Raw genomic sequence first — 18,898 nt, 5'->3', positions numbered from 1 at the left:
TCCCCCACTTACAACAGGAATAGCCCATGAGCAGCCAGAAGACCGTCCTCGTCACCGCCGCCACGGGGCGCCAGGGGGGCGCCACGGCTCGCGCCTTGCTGGCCGAAGGCCACACCCCGGTGCGCGTGCTGGTGCGCGATGCGGAGGCGCCGAACGCCCGGGCCCTCGCGGCGGCGGGCGCGGAGGTCGTCATTGGGGACCTCGACAATCCCGCGTCGTTGCGCGCCGCCTGTGCAGGGGCGCGGGCGGTCTTCTCGATGCAGTCCCCCATCGTCTCGGGGTCGGGGATCGACTTCAGCAAGGAGGTCCAGCAGGGGAGGAACCTCGTCGAGGCCGCGCTCGCCGAGGGTGTCGAGACGTTCGTGCACACCGCGACGTCCGGCGTCGGAAATCACCGCGACACCGAAGGCTGGGCGGAGGGACGCTGGAAGTCCCACGAGGTGTACTGGGAGAACAAGCTCGCCACCTGTGAGCTCGTGCGCGGCGCGGGCTTCCGGCACTGGACCCTCCTCCTGCCCTCCACCTTCATGGACCACGCCATGTTGGACCCCGCCGGCTTCGTCGACCAACGCCTCCTCGTCACGGTCATCAAGGAGGATCGGCCCATCCCGTTGATTGCCCCGGAGGACATCGGCAAGGCCGCCGCGGCGGCCATCCAGCAGCCCTCGAGGTTCCACGGCGTGACGCTGCAGCTCGCGGGGGACCTGCTCACGCTTCCACGAATCGCGGAGATTCTCTCCCGCGTCGACGGCAAGGAGTACACCGTCCAGTCGGGCACCGTCGAGGAGGCCATCGCGGCCGGGCTGCATCCCGGCGTGGCGCACGGCGTGACGTACATGAACGTCGCGCCAGTGCTGGCACGGCCCGAGCTCGCGCGTGCCTACGGCCTGGCGCCCATGAGCTTCGAGACCTGGGTGAGGCAGCGTCGCGGGTTGAGCTGACAGACGGGACCTGCTCGGGCCCCGGTCGCCGCGTCATCAGCAGGTCTTCGCGAGGACCGGGCCGAGCATCTTCAGCAGCTCCTCGGGCGCCTCGGCGGCCCAGGCGGGTGGAATCTCCACGCATTCGTCGCGCAACACCTTCACAACGTGTCCTGGAACACCACGCAGATGACCGTCCTCCAGGGCGTCCAGGAGCACCTGCTCCACCGTCTGCTTCTCGTGCGGCTCCGGACCCACGGGGAGGTCGTGCTTTGGGAGCGTTGGACGCACCTCTTCCGGAGCCTCGCAGCCACGAATGAGTACGCAGTCGACATGGGACATGCGGGGAGGATAGCCCGGCTGCGTCACCGGAACCCGAGCGACTTCGAGTTCGCTGAATGGTACGAGGAAGACCGCCCCTCGAAGCACGGCCCGCGGAGGAGAATCGCATGAGTCTCATGGTGCTATGTGAGTTCAAGATACCGACCTACAGAGAGGCGACGTTCCTGCGGGTGGCGCGGTCATTGGCCTCCGCCGCGGCGACCGAGCCGGGAACGTTGCGCTACCAGTGGTTCGTCACGCAGAAGCCGGGTCACTACTCCATCATCGAGGAGTACGTCGACGCTGACGCGGCCGAAACGCATAACAACCATGTGGAGCCACTGCTCCGCGAACTCTTCGCGGTGGCGGAACTGGTATCGGTGTCATTCTACGGAGAGCTCAACCCGTACTTGCGCGCGTGGATCTCTGGCCGCGAGGGAGTCGCGGTCAACATGCCCTTGTGACGTCGCCCGTGATGAACTTCGACATGAGCCATCTGAGAATGAAGAGGGCCTTGCGCCATGGCCGACCGCCGGCGCCGCCCTGCTCCGCGCCCTGGCCTTCAACCTGACCTCTGGACATGCCTGCCAAAGAGACTCGAGTACTCCTCGACACCATCGATTTTCTCGCCGTCAACACACAGTCAATTCGCCTGCGCGACCAGCATCATCAGGTGCACGCGGGCATCGCGCTGCTCGACCGGCACCAGCTTTGGCGCCCCGTCGGAGCCAACGCCAGGCGTGCGTCCGCGGCAATCGTTGGCGTTCTCGTGCAGACCATCTACAACTTGTTCGGCGACGCCCACAACGAGCCGCGCCTGTTTCGCCTTGCCGACAAGCAATGCGGCAAGGAGTGCGCGCGCATCGTCGAAGCATTCCAGTTGCAGCGCCACCGTCGGGTCAAGGAGTTCTGGACCTACTCTCGTTCTGGCCTCAACAAGCCGATAGCCGACTGATTCGCACCGGAAAGGCAGGAGTCGCCACTCGGGCGCTGCGTCCGGAGCGCGCCGCGGCCCAGGCACGCTGGAGCCAGACCCCGTGCGGCCACCCGCTCAGGCGGAAGTGTTTCGCACACGCTCGCCCCACGGGGCCGTGCGTCCGGTCAGCGCGGCCAGCACGCCCACCAGCTCCGCGGGCTCGATGGGCTTGGCCACGTGCATCTGGAATCCCGCGAGCAGCGCCCGGGCGCGGTCCTCCATCCGCGCGAAGGCCGTCAGCGCGATGGCCGGCGTCTGCCCTCCTTGCTCCGGAGGCAACGCGCGCAGCCTGCGGATGAAGGAGTACCCATCCTCTCCAGGCATCCCGATGTCCGACAGGACGACCTGGGGATGGAACCGCCGCAGTTGCTCCAATCCCTCCCGGGCACTGGCCGCGGTGACGACCTGGGCCATGCGGCTCTCCAACATGACGGAGAGCAGCTCCCGGGCATCGGGCTCATCGTCCACCACCAGCACCCGCAGCCCCTCCAGCACGGTGATGGGCAGCGGCGGCGCGCCCAGACGCGCCGTGGCATGGAGCGCGGGCACGCTTCCCCGGAGCTGTGACGCCGTCGCCACCGGCAACCTCAGGCTGAAGCGCGCGCCCTGCCCCTCTCCCTCGCTGAAGGCCTCGATGACACCTCCATGCAACTCCGTGAGGTGCCGCACGATGGCCAGTCCCAACCCCAGCCCCCCGTGCTTCCGGGTGGAGCCGCCGTCGGCCTGCCAGAAGCGCTCGAAGATGTGCGTCAGGAAGGCCTTGGGGATGCCCTGGCCGTTGTCCCGCACCTCGATGACCACGGCATCCTCCACCCGCCGAAGGCTCGCGGTGACCTGACCGCCCCGGGCCGTGAACTTGATGGCATTGGAGAGCAGGTTCCAGACCATCTGCTGGAGACGGTCGGCGTCACCGCTGATGGGCCCGGTGTCCGGGTCCAGCTCCGCGTGCAGCGACACGCCCTTCGTCTCGGCCGCATGGCGCACCGAATCCAGCGCGGCCTCGATGAGCTCGTGGGGATTCACCGGCCGGACCTCCAGGCGCATCTTGCCCGTGATGATCCTCGAGACGTCGAGCAGGTCCTCGATGAGCTGGGTCTGCACCATGGTGTTGCGCTCCACGGCCTCCAGCGCGCGTCCGTGTTTCTCCGGAGCCAGTTGCCCCGAGCGCAGCATCCGCGTCCAGCCCAGCATGGCCATCAGCGGGGTGCGCAGCTCGTGGGAGACGGCGGCGAGGAACTCATCCTTCGCGCGGTTGGCCTGCTCGGCCATCGTGTGCTCGGCCTTGGCCATCTCGAAGAGCCGGGCATTGTCGATGGCGATCTCCGCCCGACGCGCCAACTCCTGCACCAGCGCCAGGTCCCTCGCGGTGTAGCGGCGTCCGGGCCCGAGGGCGCAGATCTGCAGGGCCCCGAAGACCCGCCGCTGCGCCCACAGGGGAACGACCATCCACGAGCCCGGCCGGAGCTGCTCGTCGGAGCCTGGCCTGTCCAGCGGGCCCAGCGCCTCCTGGACCACCTCGTCGGTGGGCTCGGACACCAGCTCGGGCTCCCCCGTGCGCAGCACCCGGGCAGGGCCGCGGTCCGCCGTGGCCAGGGGAGGATGCGTCCGGTGCAGCTCGCGCAAGCGCGGCACGCGCGAGGCATCCGCGTGGGCGACCATCACCTGGCGGATGGGCCCGTCGTCCTCCTGGAGATAGACGGCGCACCAGTCACCCAGCCGGGGGATGAGCAGCGTCGAGAGTCGCTCGAGCGTGACGGACATCTCCAGCGAGGCGGTCAACAGGGCGCTCGCCTCCGCCATGAAGCTCAGGGTCTCCGAGGCGCGCTTCTGGTCATCGATGTCGGTGCACGTCCCCAACCACTGGATGATGCGACCATGGGCATTGCGCAGCGGCAGCGCCTGGACGAGATGCCAGCGGAAGGTGGCATCCGCGTGGCGCCGGATGCGGAACTCGCTCTCGAACGCGGCGCCCGACAGGAGGCACTCCCGCCACCGGGCGATGCAGCCTGGGAGGTCCTCCGCGTGGAAGACGTCGGGCGGTGGCACGTCCACGCGCGCGCCGCCGGCCTGCGTCCCCGAGGCGCGCAGGCCGGTGTAGTCGTACCAGCGTCGGTTGAAGTAGTCGGGAATGCCGTCCGCTCCAGCCGTCCAGACAATCTGCGGCAGCGCCTCGGCGAGCGCCCGGTGCTGCTGCTCCGCCATGTGCAACCGCATGGCCTGCCGCAGGCTCTGCGTCAGGTGCTCGGCGGACAGCTTCGCCTTCGAGATGTAGTCGGAAGCCCCCGCCTTCATCAGCTCCACGGCCGTCTGTTCGCTCCCCTGCCCCGTGAGGACGATGATGGGCGAGTGGGGCCCCATCCTTCCCAGTTCGCGAAGAACCCAGAGCCCGTCTTCCGCCGGCAGGTGGAAGTCCAGGAGGATGACGTCGAAGGACTGCGCCTTCAGGCACTCCAGGGCCTCGCGCCCGCTGGTGGCCTCCACCACCTCCACGGCGAGCCCTCCCTTGGACAGGAGCCGCTGGACCAGGAGCCGGTCCACCTCGTCGTCGTCAACGAGCAGCAGCTTGAGCGTCTCGTTCGCGTCCGGAACGTCCAGGGACGTGGGAGGAGCCGAGTCATCGCTCATGTCACTCCCTCCTCGCGTCAGGCCACGTGAAGTGGAAGGTGGCGCCATGGCCCAGGTCCGACACGACGCCCACCTGACCTCCCCGGCTCTCGACGATTCGCTTCACCACGCACAACCCCATTCCAGCCCCCTCGACCTGGTCGCGTGCGACGAGCGTCTGGAACGGGCTCCAGATCTTCTCGTGATGCTGGGACGCGATGCCCTGACCATTGTCCGTCACCCGGAACTGGGGGACGCCCCTCACGTCCACCACCTCGACCCGCACCCGGAGGTCGTCGCGGCGCGCATGCTTCGCGGCGTTGGAGAGGAGGTTCATCAAGACCTGTTGGAGCGGAAGCCGCTCGGTGGTGAGGATGGGCATCGCCGGACCGAGGTCCAGCCGGGCCGGACTCCCGGCCGTGAGCTGCGCCATCAACGCCTGAAGCAAGGCACCGACGTCCACCGGCTCGGGTGCATGGCGCCAGCGCGTCGCGCGGCTGTATTCGAGAAGCCCCTCGAGCAGGGTCTCCAGCCGTCGCACGCGCCCCCGCAGCAACCCGAACTGTCGGCGCGACTCGGCCCCGAGCTGGGGAGTCAGGTCCTCCTCGAGCCACTGGGCCAGGTTGGAGATGCCACGCAAGGGGGCCTTGAGGTCGTGGCTGGCCACATAGGCGAATTGCTCGAGGTCGGCATTGTTCCGCTGCAACGCTTCGCGGAGGGCCTGGACTTCCGCGACGAGCTGGTCCTTCGACTTCTGGGAGTCATCCATGAAGAGATATCTGGCGCGGGCCGCGGCGGCTCACCGCGATACATCCGTCACACGACGGCACTCAAGTTAAGGCATGGGATGCGGTGGGCTTAGCGGGTTTCGTGCGGAGCGCGGGTTGAGTCTTGAACAATGGCTCCCGAGCCCCCTCGGAGCACAAGCGCCCGGAGGCGCTCGCCGGCCCGGTCACCCATCGGCCGGGCAGGGCTCCACGGCACCTGTCAGGAAGGGAACAGGACGGCTCGAGACGTTGCCAGGGACAAAACGGTGGACGCTAGAAGGGTGCCCCCTCGGGCCCCCCGAATCGAGGCGCGCCCCCCGCGGGCTCAACAGGACTGGATGACGCACCCATGGTCGGCGACAAGAACGACAAGACCCTGAACATCCTCCTCATCGAGGATGACGAGGTGGACGTGATGAACGTCCGCCGGGCCTTCCAGAAGAACCACATCGCCAACCCGCTCTACGTGGCCTCCAACGGGCTCGAGGGGTTGGAGGCGCTGCGCAACGGGACGGTCCCCGAAGGGCGCCGGCTGGTGCTGCTGGACCTCAACCTGCCGAAGATGAACGGCATCGAGTTCCTGCGGGCCCTGCGCGCGGACCCGGAGCTGAAGGCGACCTCGGTGGTGGTGCTGACCACGTCGGCCAACGAGCGCGACAAGATTGACGCCTACAACCTCAATGTCGCGGGCTACCTGCTCAAGCCGGTGACGTTCATCAGCTTCGTGGAGGTGATGGCCACGCTCAACAAGTACTGGACCCTGGTGGAGATGCCCTGAGCCGCCACCGCGCCACGGTGGCCGGGCGGAAGGGCGATACCCAGCGATGCGAGACATGAATCACAGCGACGTCCTCGCGGAAGCGGCGCCCTCCCTCGACGCCCCCTTTCTCGCGGGGGATGGAGAGATGGCCCGCCGGATGCGGGAGTTCGACTGGGCGAGCTGCCCGGTGGGCCCCGTGGAAGAGTGGCCGCAGAGCCTGCGCACGGCGGTCAGCATCTGCCTGGCCTCGCGCCATCCCATCGAAATCTGGTGGGGGCCCGAGTTCGCGCGTTTCTACAACGACGCCTATCGCCCCATCCTCGGCGTGCACAAGCACCCCCAGTTCCTGGGCCGCCCCGGGCGCGAGTGCTGGGGGGAGATCTGGGACGTCATCGGCCCGATGCTCGAAGGGGTGCGCGCCACCGGCAAGGCGACCTGGTCGGAAGACTTCCCGTTGATGATGACGCGCAACGGGTACCTGGAAGAGACCTACTTCACGTTCTCCTATGCGCCCCTCTGGAACGAGGATGGGAGTGTCGGAGGAATCTTCTGTGCCTGTGCCGAGACGACGCCGCGGCTCTTGAGCGAGCGACGGCTCCGGCTCCTGCGCGCCCTGGGGGCACAGACGGCCGCGGCGCCGACCGCCACCGTGGAGGAGGCCTGCGCGCAGTCGATGCGGACGCTCTCCACGGGACAGCACGACGTGTCGTTCGCGCTGATGTACCTGCTCGAGCCCAATGAAACGGAGGTGCGCCTCGCGGCCACCCTGGGCCTCGAGGAGGGTGGACCTTCGAGCCCCGCGCGAATCGAACTCAGAGAGGGGGAAGTCGGCCTCTGGCCCTTCGCCGAGGTCGCCCGCACGCAGCGCCCCGTGCGCGTGGCCTGCTCCGAGCCGCTCGGACCCTGGCCTGGGGGTGGGTGGCCGGAGCCGGCCCGGGAGGCCATGGTGCACCCGCTGTTCCGCTCGGGAGAGAACTCGCTCCAGGGCTTCGTCGTGATGGGCGTCAGCCCGCGCCGCCTGCTGGATGACGCCTACCGGGACTTCTTCGACCTCGCCGCCGGTCACATCGCGACGACCTTGTCGAGCGCGAAGGTCTATGAAGAGGCCCGCGCGAATACGCGACATGCGCAGCTCGGAGCGGACATCGGCGCGGCGCTGACCAGCCTGGCCTCGCTTCACGAGCAGCTCCGGCGGTGCTGTGAGGCGCTCGTGACACACGTGGACGCGGCCTTCGCCCGCATCTGGGTGCTCGACCCGCCGGGGGGCATGCTCGAGCTCCAGGCGAGTGCCGGACTCGATACCTCTCTGGAGGGCGCACACGGCGGGGTGCCCGTCGGCGTCCTGGAGATTGCCCAGACCCGCGAGCCGCACCTCACGAATGACGTGCTGAACGACCCGCGCGTGGGCGACCCCGCCTGGGCGGCGCACGAGGGGATGCGGTCCTTCGCCGGCCATCCGCTCATCGTCGACGGCAATCTGACGGGGGTGCTGGCGCTGTTCTCGAAGAAGGCGCTCGCTCCGGAGACGATGGTCGTCCTGGCATCCGTGGCCAACTCCATCGCGGTCGGCATCGAGCGCAAACGCGTCGAGGACGAGCGGACGCTGCTGCTTGCCCGGGAGCAGGCCGCGCTCGCGGAGGCCGAGCGGCAGCGCTCGCGCCTGGAGTCGCTGTTCATGCAGGCCCCGGCGGGCATCTGCGTCATGCGCGGGCGCGACCATGTCTTCGAGTTCGCGAATCCGCGCTACGTCCAGCTCATCGGCGATCGCGACATCGCGGGCAAGCCCGTGCGCGAGGCACTGCCCGAGTTGCATGAGCAGATTGTTCCGTTGCTCGACCGGGTGTACCTGACTGGAGAGCCGTTCTTCGGGAACGAGTTGCAGGTCCCGGTCCTGCGCCAGGGCGTGGTCAAGGACTGCTTCTTCAACTTCATCTACCAGCCCATCTATGACTCCTCCGGAACAGTCGAAGGCATCGCGGTGGTCGCCTTCGAGGTGACCGACCAGGTCCGCGCCCGCCAGCGCGCGGAGCGGCTCCGCGAAGAGCTGGAGATCACCAACCAGGACCTCGACCAGTTCGCCTACGTCGCGTCGCACGACCTGAAGGCCCCGCTGCGCGGCATCTCCAGCCTGTCCGAGTGGATTGAAGAAGGGCTCGCGGACACGATGACCGAGGAGACGCGCGGGCAGATGCGCCTCCTGCGGGGGCGCGTTCACCGGATGGAGGCGTTGATCAACGGCATCCTGAGCTATTCGCGCGTCAGCCGGATTCGCGAGAAGCTGGAGACGGTGGACGTGAGGGTGCTGCTGATGGAGAGCCGCGACCTCCTCGCGCCCCCCGCCGAAGCGACCATCGTCGTCGGCGCGGGGATGCCCACGCTCCAGGCGGAACGGGTGCCGCTCCAGCAGGTGTTCATGAACCTGATGAGCAACGCCCTCAAGCATGCGGGAAGGACGGACTCACGCATCGAGGTCACCTGCACCGACGCGGGGGCCTTCCACGACTTCACGGTGAAGGACAACGGCCCTGGAATCGATCCGCAGTTCCACGACCGCATCTGGGGCATCTTCCAGACCCTGGAAGCGCGCGACAAGGTCGAGGGAACGGGGATTGGCCTGTCGGTGGTGAAGAAGATCGTCGAGACGCGAGGTGGGCGCGTGGCCGTGGAGTCCACGCTGGGAGCCGGGGCGGCGTTCCACATCTACTGGCCCAAGCGGCCCAGGGTGTTCGAGTAGCCCCGGTCCACGCCGGCTGACGCACCCGCGCCAGGCCCGCTCACGCCGACCGGGCCAGCGCGACCGCGTCGGGCCCCGCTGGGAAACGGAGCGTCCCCGACGTGTCGTTCGCGGCGAGCCAGACGCCTTCGGCCACGTCGGACTCGCGCGTCACCGCCGCCGGCTGCCCGAAGGCGGCGAAGATGCGCTGCGCGAAAGGCGCGTACGGCTCGGGGAACAGCCCCTCCATGCGGGCGCTTCCGTTGCTCGTGAAGCGGGTGCTCGGGCCATAGCCCGGCTCGACGAGTTTCACGCGCAGGTTGAAGGCTTCGAGCTCGAACGCGAGCGACGCGGTGAATCCCTCGATGGCCACCTTGCTCGCGGTGTACACGGCCACCAGTGGCATCGGCGCCAGCGTCGCGCTGGACGTCACGTTCACGACCACGCCCGACTTGCGTGCGCGAAACTGGGGCAGCACCGCCTGCGTCATCGCCATCACCCCGAAGACGTTGGTCTCGAACACGTCGCGCACCGTGGCCATCGGCGTGGCCTCGAAGGCACCCATCAGCCCGAGGCCCGCGTTGTTGACGAGCACGTCGATGGGCCCGCTCGCCTCCAGCGCCGCGGCGATGCTCTCGGGCTTCGTCACGTCGAGCGGCACCACGCGCAGCCGGTCCGAACGCGGGAGGACGTCCTCGCGCGGCGTGCGCATGGTGGCGACCACGTTCCAGCCCTTCTCGTGGAAGTAGCGCGCGGTCTCGAGTCCGTAGCCAGAGGAACAACCCGTGATGAGCACCGTCTTCATGTCGACTCCTGGGGTGGCCGCGATTCGCGCGGCGTTGATGGTCCCAAGGTACGCGCGGCCGGCAGGACTCTCCACCATGAGGGGTCCACATTTCTTTGGCGAGAGTCCAGCCACGGGTCCCTCCCCTCAACTGGAGGGGTATGGGTTGCCGGATGCGAAGCGGTGCCAGGAGTGCGGGGGCGTCGTTGGGATGCGGACGTGGCTTCCTCCCTACCGGGTCGAGCCGCGGCTGAACGGAGCCGCGCCCGGCGACTTCATCCAGTCCAGCGGCGCCGGCTCGGACCTCATCATCTCCGAGCGCTTCGCGGACGCATTCCGTCCCTGACGTGTGGAATCGGAGGCCCCCGTATGCTCGCGCTCATGCGAAGACACCTCTGCTTCGGAGCCGCCCTCCTCCTCGGACTGTCGGCCCCCGCATGTCGAACGAGCCACCCCACGGCCGCGCAGATGCCTTGCGAGCTCACCGAGCAGCCCACGGAGGTCATCGCGGTGGAGGGGAAGCCCCTTCCCGGCGAGCGGCATGAGGTCTTCGACTTTCCCGACACCCCCGCGTGGTGGGCGGACGCGCCCGAGGACGCGGAGCGCCAGCGCTACCGGGAGGCCCTGCGCACCCGGCTCGGCGAACCCGCGCTCGTGCAGCGCGCCCTCCTGGAGCGCTCGCAGGCGCGCTTCGCGGCCCGGAAGGACGTCGCCCGGCGCGAGGCGGAGAACAGCGCCCGCGTGCTCGACGGGAGCGCCGGCGCGGTCGGCCCCAGCTCCTGCCTGGAGTGGAGGCTCTTCCAACGGCAGGCCCGGCGCTTCCCCATGCTGGAGCACCCCACCGAGTTCCACGCCTACGTCCTGCGCGGCCCGGAACGGGTGCGCGTCTATTTCTCCGGCGCGGACCACGTGGGAGGAAAGCTCCGGTCAGAGGTGACGGAGCGGGTGGCCCAGGACATCGCGCGCGGCTTCAGGCTGGTGGCCCACGTCCACAACCACAACTTCATGTTCGACCGGAAGCCAGGGGACCGGATGTGGACGACACCCGAGACAGTGGATGACATCGGCGGCGGCGTGGCCCCCAGTCTCAGCGACGTCCAGGCCTACCGGAACCTGCGTGAGTCGCTGCGGCTCGAGGCCGCGTGGGTGACCAATGGCCTGGAGACAGGCCGCTTCTCCGCCAAGGACTTCGACCTGTTGTCCGCGTGGGAGTGACGCCCCGCGCCCAGACCTGCTGGAGCCAGGCAAGGACTCACTCCACCGTCGAGCGTGTCCGGCTCTTGTCTGCTGGAGCGGTCAATGATTGCCATGATGGCATCAAGAGCCACCTGCTCCTTGTCCTTCATCACCTTGTGTGAGCTGCCCGTGGCGAGGATGTACGTCCGATTGGGATGGACGCCCTCGAACCTCTCGTCGGGCAGACATGACTCTGTCACCTGCTCGTGACAGAGCCCTTCGCATCACTCGCCTTCTTCCTTGGGTTCAAGGTTCCAGCAGCACACGACGGAACCGCCTGTCTAAGTGCACGCGCCCTTACATCCAAGAATTGAGAGACTTGATATGTCGCTCAGACAAACAGGTTTTCGATGTAAAACCGGACAGCACCACCACCAGCGCTCACGCAGTCCCTGGGCCGTGTGAGCCTGTTCAACCGGGAGAAGCCGCGATGCAATCACAGGTGAGAACGAGTGTCAGAGCGTGGGGCCCCAGTCCGCGCATCGTCATGTGCGCGGTCCTCGCCCTCGTCGTGGGCTGCTCGATGGAGTCGCCGCCGGAGAAACCGGAGCTCGGGGATGCTCGCGCGGGCGCGGTCGTCCAAGACGCCAACTTCGCCGACTCCGTCTTCGTCGGTGGCCTCTCGGGGCCGACGACCATGACCTTCGCGCCCGACGGGCGCCTGTTCGTCTCGGAGAAGAACGGCTCGCTGCGCATCGTCCAGAACGGCCAGCTCCTGGCGACTCCCTTCTTGACGCTCGCGGTGGACACCGGCAACGAGCGCGGGCTGATGGGCGTCGCGTTCGACCCCAACTTCGCCAGCAACAATCATCTGTATGTCTATTACACGTCCGTCGCGGGCAGCATCCACAATCGAGTCAGCCGCTTCACCGCCAACGGCAACGTCGTGGTTCCCGGAAGCGAGCTGGTGCTCGCCGACCTTCCGACGCTCGACGCCGCCAATCACAACGGCGGCGCGGTCCGCTTTGGCCTCGACGGCAAGCTCTACGTCTCCGTCGGAGAAAACGCGGTCTCTTCCAACTCGCAGAGCCTGAATACGCCCCTCGGGAAGATGCTGCGCTTCAACTCGGACGGCACCATTCCCACGGACAATCCGTTCTATGCGACGGCCACCGGGCTGGCCAAGGCGACCTGGGCCATGGGGCTGCGCAACCCCTTCACCTTCGACGTCCAGCCCGGCACGGGCATCCTGTTCATCAACGACGTGGGCGAAGGCGGCTGGGAGGAAATCAACCGCGGCGTGGCCGGTGCCAACTACGGCTGGCCGATGACGGAAGGCTACTTCACGAACCGCCCGGGGCTCACGCCGCCGTTCTTCGCGTACCCACATGGCTCCGGCACGGCCTTCGGCAACTGCATCGCCGGCGGGGCCTTCTACAACCCACCGGTCTCCGCGTTTCCCAGCGCGTACGTCGGCCAATACTTCTACGCGGACTTCACCAACGATTGGATCTCCCGCATCAACCCGAGCACTGGCGCGACCTCGCTGTTCGCGACGACCGTCCCGGGGCCGGTGGACCTCGACGTGGGGCCGGACGGCGCCCTCTACTACCTGGCGCGCAACGCGGGCCAGGTGGGTCGCATCGCCTACACGGCTTCGCTGCCGCCGAGCATCGCGCAGCAACCGGCGAGCACGTTGGTGTCGGTCGGCACTCCGGCGACCTTCACGGTGTCCGCGAGCGGCGAGCCGCCGCTCACCTATCGGTGGCAGCGCAATGGCGTGGACATCGCCGGTGCGACTTCGACGAGCTACGTGCTGAACGCCGCGCAGCTCGCCGACAACGGCGCGCGCTTCCGGGTGGTCGTGACCAACGGGATTGGCTCGGCCACCAGCACCGAGGCGGTGCTGACGGTGACGTCCAACAAACCGCCGGTGGCCACGATTGTGACGCCGGCCGTGGGCGCGACCTACACCGCGGCGACCGACCTGCTGTTCTCCGGCTCGGCCAGCGACCTGGAGGATGGCGCGCTGCCGCCGAGCGCGATGACCTGGAGCATCGCCTTCCATCACGATACCCACACGCATCCGGCCATGCCCGATACCACCGACATCACGAGTGGAAGCTGGCCCATCCCCAACATCGGCGAGAGCTCCGCCAATGTCTGGTACCGCTTGGCGCTCACGGTGCGCGACTCCATCGGCCTCACCCACACGGTGTATCGCGACATCCACCCCATCACCGTACCGCTCAGGGTGACCAGCGTGCCGAGCGGACTCCAGGTATTGATGGACGGGCAACCGTTCGCCGCGCCGCACGATACGACGGGCGTGGTCGGCGTCATGCGCTCGGTGGGCGCCGAGTCGCCGCAGTACTCGAACGGAAAGTTCTACGCGTTCTCCTCGTGGTCCGACGGCGGCGCGCGAATCCATGCCTTCACCACGCCCGCCAGCGCGGCCACCTACACGGCCACGTTCACGGAGACTTCGGGCGGGAGCTGCTACCAGATTCAAAGCGAGCGCAGCGACAAGTGGCTCACCGTCGACGTCGCGGGCAAGGTCGTCGCCGGCAGCGCGACGCAGGCAGGAGGGCAGATCTTCCAGCTCGTTCCGAACGGCGCGAAGTACAAGCTCAAGGGCTCGGGAGACGCGTTCCTGACGGTGGTGACCAATCAGCTCGCCATGAGCGCCAACTTCGCCAGCGGGGAGTCCTTCACCCAGATTCCCTGCGGCTTTGGCGCGCGCACGCGGGTTGGATTCCAGGCGTCGGCGGGGAGCGCGCCGCATTGGAAGGAGACGACGCCGGACGGGCCCATCCAGAGCGGTGACGGCGGCAACGGCGGCGCCTGCAACCCGGCCGATGCGGGCACCTGGGAGGGCTTCTACCTCGAACCGGTGAGCTGCCCTGGGGGCGGCACCGGCCCCGTGTGCGGCAACGGCACCGTCGAGAGCGGCGAGCAGTGCGACGATGGGAACACCCAGCCGGGCGATGGCTGCGATGCGACGTGCCGCATCGAGACCAGCGCCGCGGGCTGCTTCCGCATCCAGAGCGAGCGCAGCGACAACTGGCTCACCGTCGACGGGGCGGGCAAGGTGGCCGCCATCAGCACGACCCAGGCGGGTGGCGCGGTCTTCGAGCTCGTCACGAGCGGCACGAAGTACAAGCTCAAGGGAGCGAGCGGCGCGTACGTGGCGGTGGTCGCGGACCAGCTCACCGTGAACGCCACGCTCAGCACGGCGGAGCCGTTCACCCGCCACGCGTGCGGCGTCCACGGCGGCCGCAACCGCCATGGCTTCGAAGCGTCGACGGGCACCGCGCGCAACTGGAAGGAGAACACCCTCGCCGCGCCCATCCAGAGCGGCAACGCCGGCAACGGGGGCATCTGCAATCCCGCTGACGCGGGCTCGTGGGAAGGCTTCTACCTGGAGCCCGCGACCTGCCCCGGTGCCTGACGGACCAGCGTCATGACTCGCGGCCGGGCCATCAGGGTCCGGCCGCGGGTGAACCAGGTCGTCACTGCACGGAGCGCGCGAACTGTCCCGGCGTGAGCCCGACGATGCGCTTGAAGTGCCTGTTGAGCTGGCTCTGGTCGTAGAACCCCACCTGGGGAGCAACGGACGAGGGAGACCTCCCTTGGGTCAGGAGCCCCATGGCCCGGGAGACGCGCAGGTGGGTGAGGTACGCGTAGGGCGGCATCCCCACCTCCTCGCGGAACGCGCGACACAGATGGAACTTGTCCAGGCCCGCATGTCCGGCCAGCGCGTCCAGCGAGATGCCCTCCTCCAGGGAGGCATGCAACACCTCGAACGCCCTGCGGACAGACCGACTCGAGTGCCGCATGGGAGCGGAGGGCGACGCCCCGAAGCAGCCCACCAGCGCCGAGAGCGCCTCGATGGCCGCGGTCTGGAGCATCAGGGCGCTGGAGGAGGGCCTGGGCCCCTCGTCGGTGAACAAGGCATGGAGCCGGACGAAGGGCGCGGCGGCGGGGAGCTCTCTCGCGAGCTGGGCGTGAAGCAGGCGGGAGGAGGCTGGCAGGCGCATTCGCTCTCGCGCCTCGGCGACGAGTGCCTCGTCGAAGGCAAACACCTGGAAGCACGCGGGCCCATCACGACGGAGGTCTCGATAGACGTCTCCACGCTGCTTGATATCGAGGGTCCCCGGCGTCGAGTAGCGGACCTCCCCATCACACGTCCACTCCGCTCGCCCGGCGTACGTCATCATCACCGAGTAGCGCTCCTTCACCGCACGCCACAGCCGCCCATCGGTCCTGTAGCGCACCACTCGCAGGCCCGGCACTTCGGGAGGGAAGAAGGCGCGGATGGACAGCGGAGAACCCACGCCCCAAACCTAACCCGGCCCGCGCCTGGCGCTTGGGCGTTCTTGGCGGAGCATCTCCCGCCAACAATGCCCAAGCCCGCCCTCCGCCCGTGCCCTACGTATCCCTCCTCTCTTGAAGCAGGAGGCTCTCCAGATGTCGGGAATCGAAGGGAAGGTGGTTGCCATCACCGGCGCCAGCAGTGGAATCGGTGAGGCGACAGCACGGCTGCTCGCCCAGCGGGGCGCGAAGCTCGCCCTGGGCGCGCGAGGCCTCGACCGCCTCGAAGCGCTCGCGGCGAACATCACGGGCACTGGCGGAGAGGCCCTCCATGCGCGCACGGACGTGAGGCGACGCGAGGACGTCTCCCATCTCGTCGAGCTGGCGAACCAGCGATACGGCAGGCTCGATGTCCTCATCAGCAACGCCGGGGTCATGCCCATCTCTCCGCTCGACGACCTGCGCGTCCAGGACTGGGAGGACATGGTCGACATCAACATCAAGGGTGTCCTGTATGGCATCGCCGCGGCGCTGCCGCTCTTCCGCCGGCAAGGCTTCGGGCACTTCGTCCACACCGCGTCCTCGGCGGGACATCGCATCGTCCCGAACCAGGCCGTCTATGCCGGAACGAAGTTCGCCGTGCGCGCCATCTCCGAGGGCCTGCGACAGGAAGCGGGCGACAAGCTGCGGGTCACCATCATCTCACCGGGGGTCACCCGGACGAACTTCGCGGAGCACGTGTCGAACCCCGAGGTGAAGGCTCAGCTCGAGACGATTCGAGAGCAGCTCGCGATGCCTCCGGAGGCGATTGCCCGCGCCATCGCCTTCGCGCTCGAACAACCCGCTGACGTCGACGTCAGCGAGATTCTCATCCGGCCCACGGCCCAGAGCTGACGGCCCTGCGCGCGTCAACGAAGACGCGTGGTGGCGTCCAGCACCTCGCCGAAACCCGATGCCCCGGTCCCCTGTAGACAGGGGCCATGTCTTCTCGCGCGGGCTCGTCCTGCTTGTTTCTCGTGTTCGTGTTGCCGTGGACGGCCCTCACGGGGACCGCGGACTCCTTCATCATCTCCACCATGGTGCGCCAGGTACAGGTGACGAGCTGGCCCTCCGGCTGGTGAAGCGCTACCCCGTCGGCGCCAGCGTGCCCGTGTACTACCGGCCAGGGCAATCCTCGGAGGCGGTGTTGGAGGTGGGCCTGGATAGCTCGGAGCTGTTCGTGCTCTTGGGTCTGATGCCCTTCAACCTGATAGCGCTCTGGCTGTGCGCCTTGATGATGTGGCCCTCGAAGCCAGAGCCCTCGTGTCTCCCTTCTTCCGGGAGGAGGGCAGCGAGTGCGTGACGCTCGATGCACCGTCGCCCATCAGGAGGACGAGCCTGGCCTTGGGAGTCTCCGGAATCGTGTGCTTCGCGCTCGGGGGACTCACGGGCGGGTTCTCCGCACCGCTGCCCGTGGGCGTGGGGGCCTGGGGGCTCGTCATCGCCTGCGGAGTGTTCGCCGCGCGAAAGGCGCGCGCACGCCTGAAGGCCGGGCACCATGACCTGCGCCTCCACGCCCAGGCGAAAAGCCTCTCCCTGCCGCCCTTCTCCGCACGCAAGCACCGGCTCGACCTGCGGTGGCGCGACGTGCTGGCGCTCCGCATCGTCCCCCAGCTCCGCACGCCCAAGGGGAAGGACGTGAGCCTCTACCGACTCACCCTGGAGGTTTCCACCGCCCACGGAGGGGAGCACCAGGAAGCCATCGCGGATTTCTCCCGCCAGGAGGAGGCAGAAGCGCTGGAACACTGGCTGCGAAAGCACCTCAAGCTGGGTGAGACCGCTCCGGACGAGCTGCGCTCCGCTGGAGCGTGAGGCTCATCTCCCTGCCGCGTCGTGGAACCCGGCCTCCGCCTCGCCAGGGCCGAACCGCTCGCCCGCGCGCTTCAGGAAGGTTCCCGGTGTGAGCCCGATGAGCTCCCTGAAGTCCGCGATGAGGTGCGACTGGTCGTAGTAGCCCGCCTCCGCGGCGATGCGACCCCAGTCCTTCGAGGTCTCCGCCAGCCTCACGGCGCGCCGCAGGCGAACCGTCCGCGCGAAGTCCTTGGGCCCGATGCCGATGCTCTCCGTGAAGGCACGACGAAGATGCCGCGCCGTGACGCCAAGTCGCGCCGCCACGCGCTCCACTCGAACCTCGTCGCCTTCGAGCAAGCGAACCGCGCGGCGAGCCAGCCGTGCCGAGGCAGGTTCGAAGGTCTGGCGGGTGCGAAGGGCCATCGCCTGGGAGAGGCGGTCAAGCACCTCCGGCAGGCCCCGCGCCGCGAGGAGCGCATGGCAGAGGTCACTGCCTGAGTGACCCCAGAGGTCTTCCAACGGGACGATGCGGTCCGTCAGCGCGCTCGCTCCCACGCCCAGGAGCGGCGCCGACCAGCCAGGCTTGAACTGAAGGATGACCGCGCGTGCGTCACCGGTGACGTTCTTGAACAGCGCCCGCGTTCGGGGGCCCGCGACGCACACATCCCCGCGCCGCCCCTCGTCGAACATTCGAATGACCAGGGTCGTTCTCCCGTCGGGCAGCCGTGCGAGTTGGCGGGCGCGTCCAGCGACGGACATGACAACGCGAGCGTCTTCGACGAAGCGGGAAAGAGAGAACGTCGAGGCGACGGAGTCCATCGTGCGCGGCACCCGCATACTCTCGCGCGGGCACCTCGTCCGTTCAAGCCGGCGCGGAGCAACCGTGAAGATGTCCGGTCCTTCCAATCGGAGGACGGCGGCGGCGGGTACAAGGGACAGCATGAGCCCTCGAGATTTCGCGGACCGCGTCGTGGTTGTCACTGGAGCGAGTGGAGGTGTCGGAGCCGCTGTCGCCGAGGAGCTCGCGCGACGGGGCGCATCGGTCGTACTGGCCGCTCGGCGCACCGGTCCGCTCGAAGAAGTGGCCAGGCGCTGTGGGAACCAGGCCCACGCCGTCGTCGCCGATGTGACGAAGCGCGACGACGTGCGGCACATCTTCGATGAGGCCGTCGCGAAGTTCGGCCGCGTCGACATCTGGATCAACAACGTGGGTCGAGGCATCGGCCGCCCGCTGCTCGAAATCACCGACGACGACGTCGACGCGATGATTCGCGACAACGTGAAATCGGTGCTCTACGGCATGCAGGTCGTGACGCCGCATCTCCAGGCGCGTGGCACGGGCGCCATCGTGAACGTGTCGTCGCTTCTTGGCCGCACCCCGCTCCCTCCGCGCGCCGCCTACGCCGCGGCCAAGGCCGCGATGATGTCGCTCTCCGAGGCGTTCCGCATCGAGCTCGCGGGCTCGCACCCTCACCTCCGCGTGGTGGTCGTCTACCCCGGGCGAATCGCGACCGACTTCGGCCAGAACGCGCTGGGGCAGCGCATGATGGACAGCGGGAAGCTCCCCGCCGAGGTCCTCGCGGCCATCGGCGGCGCGACACAGACGGCGGAGGAGGTCGCTCGGGTGGTGTGCGACGCGGCCCTGAACGGCCGGGGTGACGTCTATACGCAGCCGAATGCGTTCGCGCGCGTACGGGAGTACCTGGAGAAGCAACCAGGTTGAGGTTGCAGTT

Annotated in this window: 19 protein-coding genes; 13 read left to right on the top strand and 6 right to left on the bottom strand. The window is 68.3% G+C overall.

All coding sequences use genetic code 11. The annotated features are described in order from the left end of the window. The first annotated feature begins 26 nt into the window (after positions 1 to 26). A complete protein-coding gene (locus tag HUW62_RS00240; protein ID WP_176433200.1) occupies positions 27 to 941 on the top strand; it encodes an NmrA family NAD(P)-binding protein in 915 nt (304 codons plus the stop codon). A gap of 36 nt (positions 942 to 977) precedes the next feature. Here HUW62_RS00240 and HUW62_RS00235 read toward each other — a convergent pair whose 3' ends face one another. Next, entirely contained in the window at positions 978 to 1,178 is a 201-nt protein-coding gene (locus HUW62_RS00235) for a hypothetical protein (protein ID WP_176433199.1), read from the bottom strand. A 191-nt stretch (positions 1,179 to 1,369) separates the two neighbouring features. Between HUW62_RS00235 and HUW62_RS00230 the strand changes: the two genes are divergently transcribed. Further along, entirely contained in the window at positions 1,370 to 1,705 is a 336-nt protein-coding gene (locus HUW62_RS00230; RefSeq protein WP_163866619.1) for a putative quinol monooxygenase, read from the top strand. A gap of 116 nt (positions 1,706 to 1,821) precedes the next feature. After that, entirely contained in the window at positions 1,822 to 2,196 is a 375-nt protein-coding gene (locus HUW62_RS00225) for a hypothetical protein (protein WP_163866618.1), read from the top strand. A gap of 96 nt (positions 2,197 to 2,292) precedes the next feature. On the opposite strand, the gene HUW62_RS00220 is transcribed toward HUW62_RS00225, so the two are convergent. Both HUW62_RS00220 and HUW62_RS00215 read right to left on the bottom strand, forming a co-directional pair. Then, a complete protein-coding gene (locus HUW62_RS00220; RefSeq protein WP_176433198.1) occupies positions 2,293 to 4,842 on the bottom strand; it encodes a response regulator in 2,550 nt (849 codons plus the stop codon). A 1-nt stretch (position 4,843) separates the two neighbouring features. Further along, positions 4,844 to 5,590 carry an ATP-binding protein gene (locus tag HUW62_RS00215; protein WP_176433197.1) on the bottom strand — a complete coding sequence of 249 codons (747 nt, stop codon included), beginning with the start codon at positions 5,588 to 5,590 and terminating at the stop codon, positions 4,844 to 4,846. Between the two features lie 347 nt (positions 5,591 to 5,937). Between HUW62_RS00215 and HUW62_RS00210 the strand changes: the two genes are divergently transcribed. Together HUW62_RS00210 and HUW62_RS00205 are read left to right on the top strand one after the other, a co-directional pair. Next, positions 5,938 to 6,366, top strand: coding sequence for a response regulator (locus HUW62_RS00210; RefSeq protein ID WP_163866615.1), 429 nt, complete (start codon positions 5,938 to 5,940; stop codon positions 6,364 to 6,366). 55 nt (positions 6,367 to 6,421) lie between these two features. Continuing rightward, complete coding sequence (locus tag HUW62_RS00205; RefSeq protein WP_176433196.1) at positions 6,422 to 9,082, top strand: GAF domain-containing protein; 2,661 nt, start codon at positions 6,422 to 6,424, stop codon at positions 9,080 to 9,082. Positions 9,083 to 9,122: 40 nt separating this feature from the next. Here HUW62_RS00205 and HUW62_RS00200 read toward each other — a convergent pair whose 3' ends face one another. After that, positions 9,123 to 9,866 (bottom strand): SDR family oxidoreductase, encoded by a 744-nt coding sequence (locus HUW62_RS00200; RefSeq protein ID WP_163866613.1) that lies wholly within the window; start codon positions 9,864 to 9,866, stop codon positions 9,123 to 9,125. Between the two features lie 190 nt (positions 9,867 to 10,056). Between HUW62_RS00200 and HUW62_RS48355 the strand changes: the two genes are divergently transcribed. The 3 genes from HUW62_RS48355 (at position 10,057) to HUW62_RS00190 (ending at position 14,472) form a co-directional block, all read left to right on the top strand. Next, complete coding sequence (locus HUW62_RS48355) at positions 10,057 to 10,191, top strand: hypothetical protein (RefSeq protein WP_255203130.1); 135 nt, start codon at positions 10,057 to 10,059, stop codon at positions 10,189 to 10,191. 122 nt (positions 10,192 to 10,313) lie between these two features. Next, entirely contained in the window at positions 10,314 to 11,060 is a 747-nt protein-coding gene (locus tag HUW62_RS00195; RefSeq protein ID WP_163866612.1) for a hypothetical protein, read from the top strand. Positions 11,061 to 11,568: 508 nt separating this feature from the next. Next, positions 11,569 to 14,472 carry a PQQ-dependent sugar dehydrogenase gene (locus tag HUW62_RS00190; RefSeq protein WP_255203129.1) on the top strand — a complete coding sequence of 968 codons (2,904 nt, stop codon included), beginning with the start codon at positions 11,569 to 11,571 and terminating at the stop codon, positions 14,470 to 14,472. 61 nt (positions 14,473 to 14,533) lie between these two features. On the opposite strand, the gene HUW62_RS00185 is transcribed toward HUW62_RS00190, so the two are convergent. Beyond that, a complete protein-coding gene (locus tag HUW62_RS00185) occupies positions 14,534 to 15,358 on the bottom strand; it encodes an AraC family transcriptional regulator (RefSeq protein ID WP_176433194.1) in 825 nt (274 codons plus the stop codon). Between the two features lie 133 nt (positions 15,359 to 15,491). Here HUW62_RS00185 and HUW62_RS00180 point away from each other — a divergent pair, with 133 nt between their 5' ends. From HUW62_RS00180 to HUW62_RS48340, 4 genes are all read left to right on the top strand, one after another. Beyond that, positions 15,492 to 16,229: an SDR family oxidoreductase gene (locus HUW62_RS00180; protein WP_163866609.1), complete on the top strand. Its 738-nt coding sequence runs from the start codon at positions 15,492 to 15,494 to the stop codon at positions 16,227 to 16,229. Between the two features lie 86 nt (positions 16,230 to 16,315). Then, positions 16,316 to 16,456, top strand: coding sequence for a hypothetical protein (locus tag HUW62_RS48350; protein ID WP_255203128.1), 141 nt, complete (start codon positions 16,316 to 16,318; stop codon positions 16,454 to 16,456). Further along, the gene (locus HUW62_RS48345) at positions 16,453 to 16,677 is read left to right on the top strand and encodes a DUF3592 domain-containing protein (protein ID WP_255203127.1); all 225 of its coding nucleotides are present in this window, start codon (positions 16,453 to 16,455) and stop codon (positions 16,675 to 16,677) included. Before HUW62_RS48350 ends, HUW62_RS48345 begins: the two co-directional genes overlap by 4 nt. After that, a complete protein-coding gene (locus tag HUW62_RS48340; protein ID WP_255203126.1) occupies positions 16,674 to 17,186 on the top strand; it encodes a hypothetical protein in 513 nt (170 codons plus the stop codon). The genes HUW62_RS48345 and HUW62_RS48340 overlap by 4 nt, the downstream gene beginning before the upstream one ends. A 3-nt stretch (positions 17,187 to 17,189) precedes the next feature. Here the strand turns inward: HUW62_RS48340 and HUW62_RS00170 are convergent, their stop codons facing one another. After that, a complete protein-coding gene (locus HUW62_RS00170; protein ID WP_368670313.1) occupies positions 17,190 to 17,984 on the bottom strand; it encodes a helix-turn-helix domain-containing protein in 795 nt (264 codons plus the stop codon). Between the two features lie 121 nt (positions 17,985 to 18,105). On the opposite strand from HUW62_RS00170, the gene HUW62_RS00165 reads away from it, so the two are divergent. Then, entirely contained in the window at positions 18,106 to 18,888 is a 783-nt protein-coding gene (locus tag HUW62_RS00165) for an SDR family oxidoreductase (RefSeq protein WP_176433192.1), read from the top strand. The last annotated feature ends 10 nt before the right edge of the window (positions 18,889 to 18,898 follow it).

Source organism: Myxococcus sp. AM011 (genome assembly GCF_013372595.1).
Taxonomy (GTDB): domain Bacteria; phylum Myxococcota; class Myxococcia; order Myxococcales; family Myxococcaceae; genus Myxococcus; species Myxococcus eversor.
This window is presented reverse-complemented; position numbering and strand designations above follow the sequence as displayed.

Coding starts and splice junctions, on each gene's coding strand:
- HUW62_RS00240 (WP_176433200.1), top strand. CDS start 27: ATGAGCAGCCAGAAGACCGTCCTCGTCACCGCCGCCACGGGGCGCCAG.
- HUW62_RS00230 (WP_163866619.1), top strand. CDS start 1,370: ATGAGTCTCATGGTGCTATGTGAGTTCAAGATACCGACCTACAGAGAG.
- HUW62_RS00225 (WP_163866618.1), top strand. CDS start 1,822: ATGCCTGCCAAAGAGACTCGAGTACTCCTCGACACCATCGATTTTCTC.
- HUW62_RS00220 (WP_176433198.1), bottom strand. CDS start 4,842: ATGAGCGATGACTCGGCTCCTCCCACGTCCCTGGACGTTCCGGACGCG.
- HUW62_RS00215 (WP_176433197.1), bottom strand. CDS start 5,590: ATGGATGACTCCCAGAAGTCGAAGGACCAGCTCGTCGCGGAAGTCCAG.
- HUW62_RS00210 (WP_163866615.1), top strand. CDS start 5,938: ATGGTCGGCGACAAGAACGACAAGACCCTGAACATCCTCCTCATCGAG.
- HUW62_RS00205 (WP_176433196.1), top strand. CDS start 6,422: ATGAATCACAGCGACGTCCTCGCGGAAGCGGCGCCCTCCCTCGACGCC.
- HUW62_RS00200 (WP_163866613.1), bottom strand. CDS start 9,866: ATGAAGACGGTGCTCATCACGGGTTGTTCCTCTGGCTACGGACTCGAG.
- HUW62_RS48355 (WP_255203130.1), top strand. CDS start 10,057: ATGCGGACGTGGCTTCCTCCCTACCGGGTCGAGCCGCGGCTGAACGGA.
- HUW62_RS00195 (WP_163866612.1), top strand. CDS start 10,314: ATGCCTTGCGAGCTCACCGAGCAGCCCACGGAGGTCATCGCGGTGGAG.
- HUW62_RS00190 (WP_255203129.1), top strand. CDS start 11,569: ATGTGCGCGGTCCTCGCCCTCGTCGTGGGCTGCTCGATGGAGTCGCCG.
- HUW62_RS00180 (WP_163866609.1), top strand. CDS start 15,492: ATGTCGGGAATCGAAGGGAAGGTGGTTGCCATCACCGGCGCCAGCAGT.
- HUW62_RS48350 (WP_255203128.1), top strand. CDS start 16,316: ATGTCTTCTCGCGCGGGCTCGTCCTGCTTGTTTCTCGTGTTCGTGTTG.
- HUW62_RS00170 (WP_368670313.1), bottom strand. CDS start 17,984: ATGGACTCCGTCGCCTCGACGTTCTCTCTTTCCCGCTTCGTCGAAGAC.
- HUW62_RS00165 (WP_176433192.1), top strand. CDS start 18,106: ATGAGCCCTCGAGATTTCGCGGACCGCGTCGTGGTTGTCACTGGAGCG.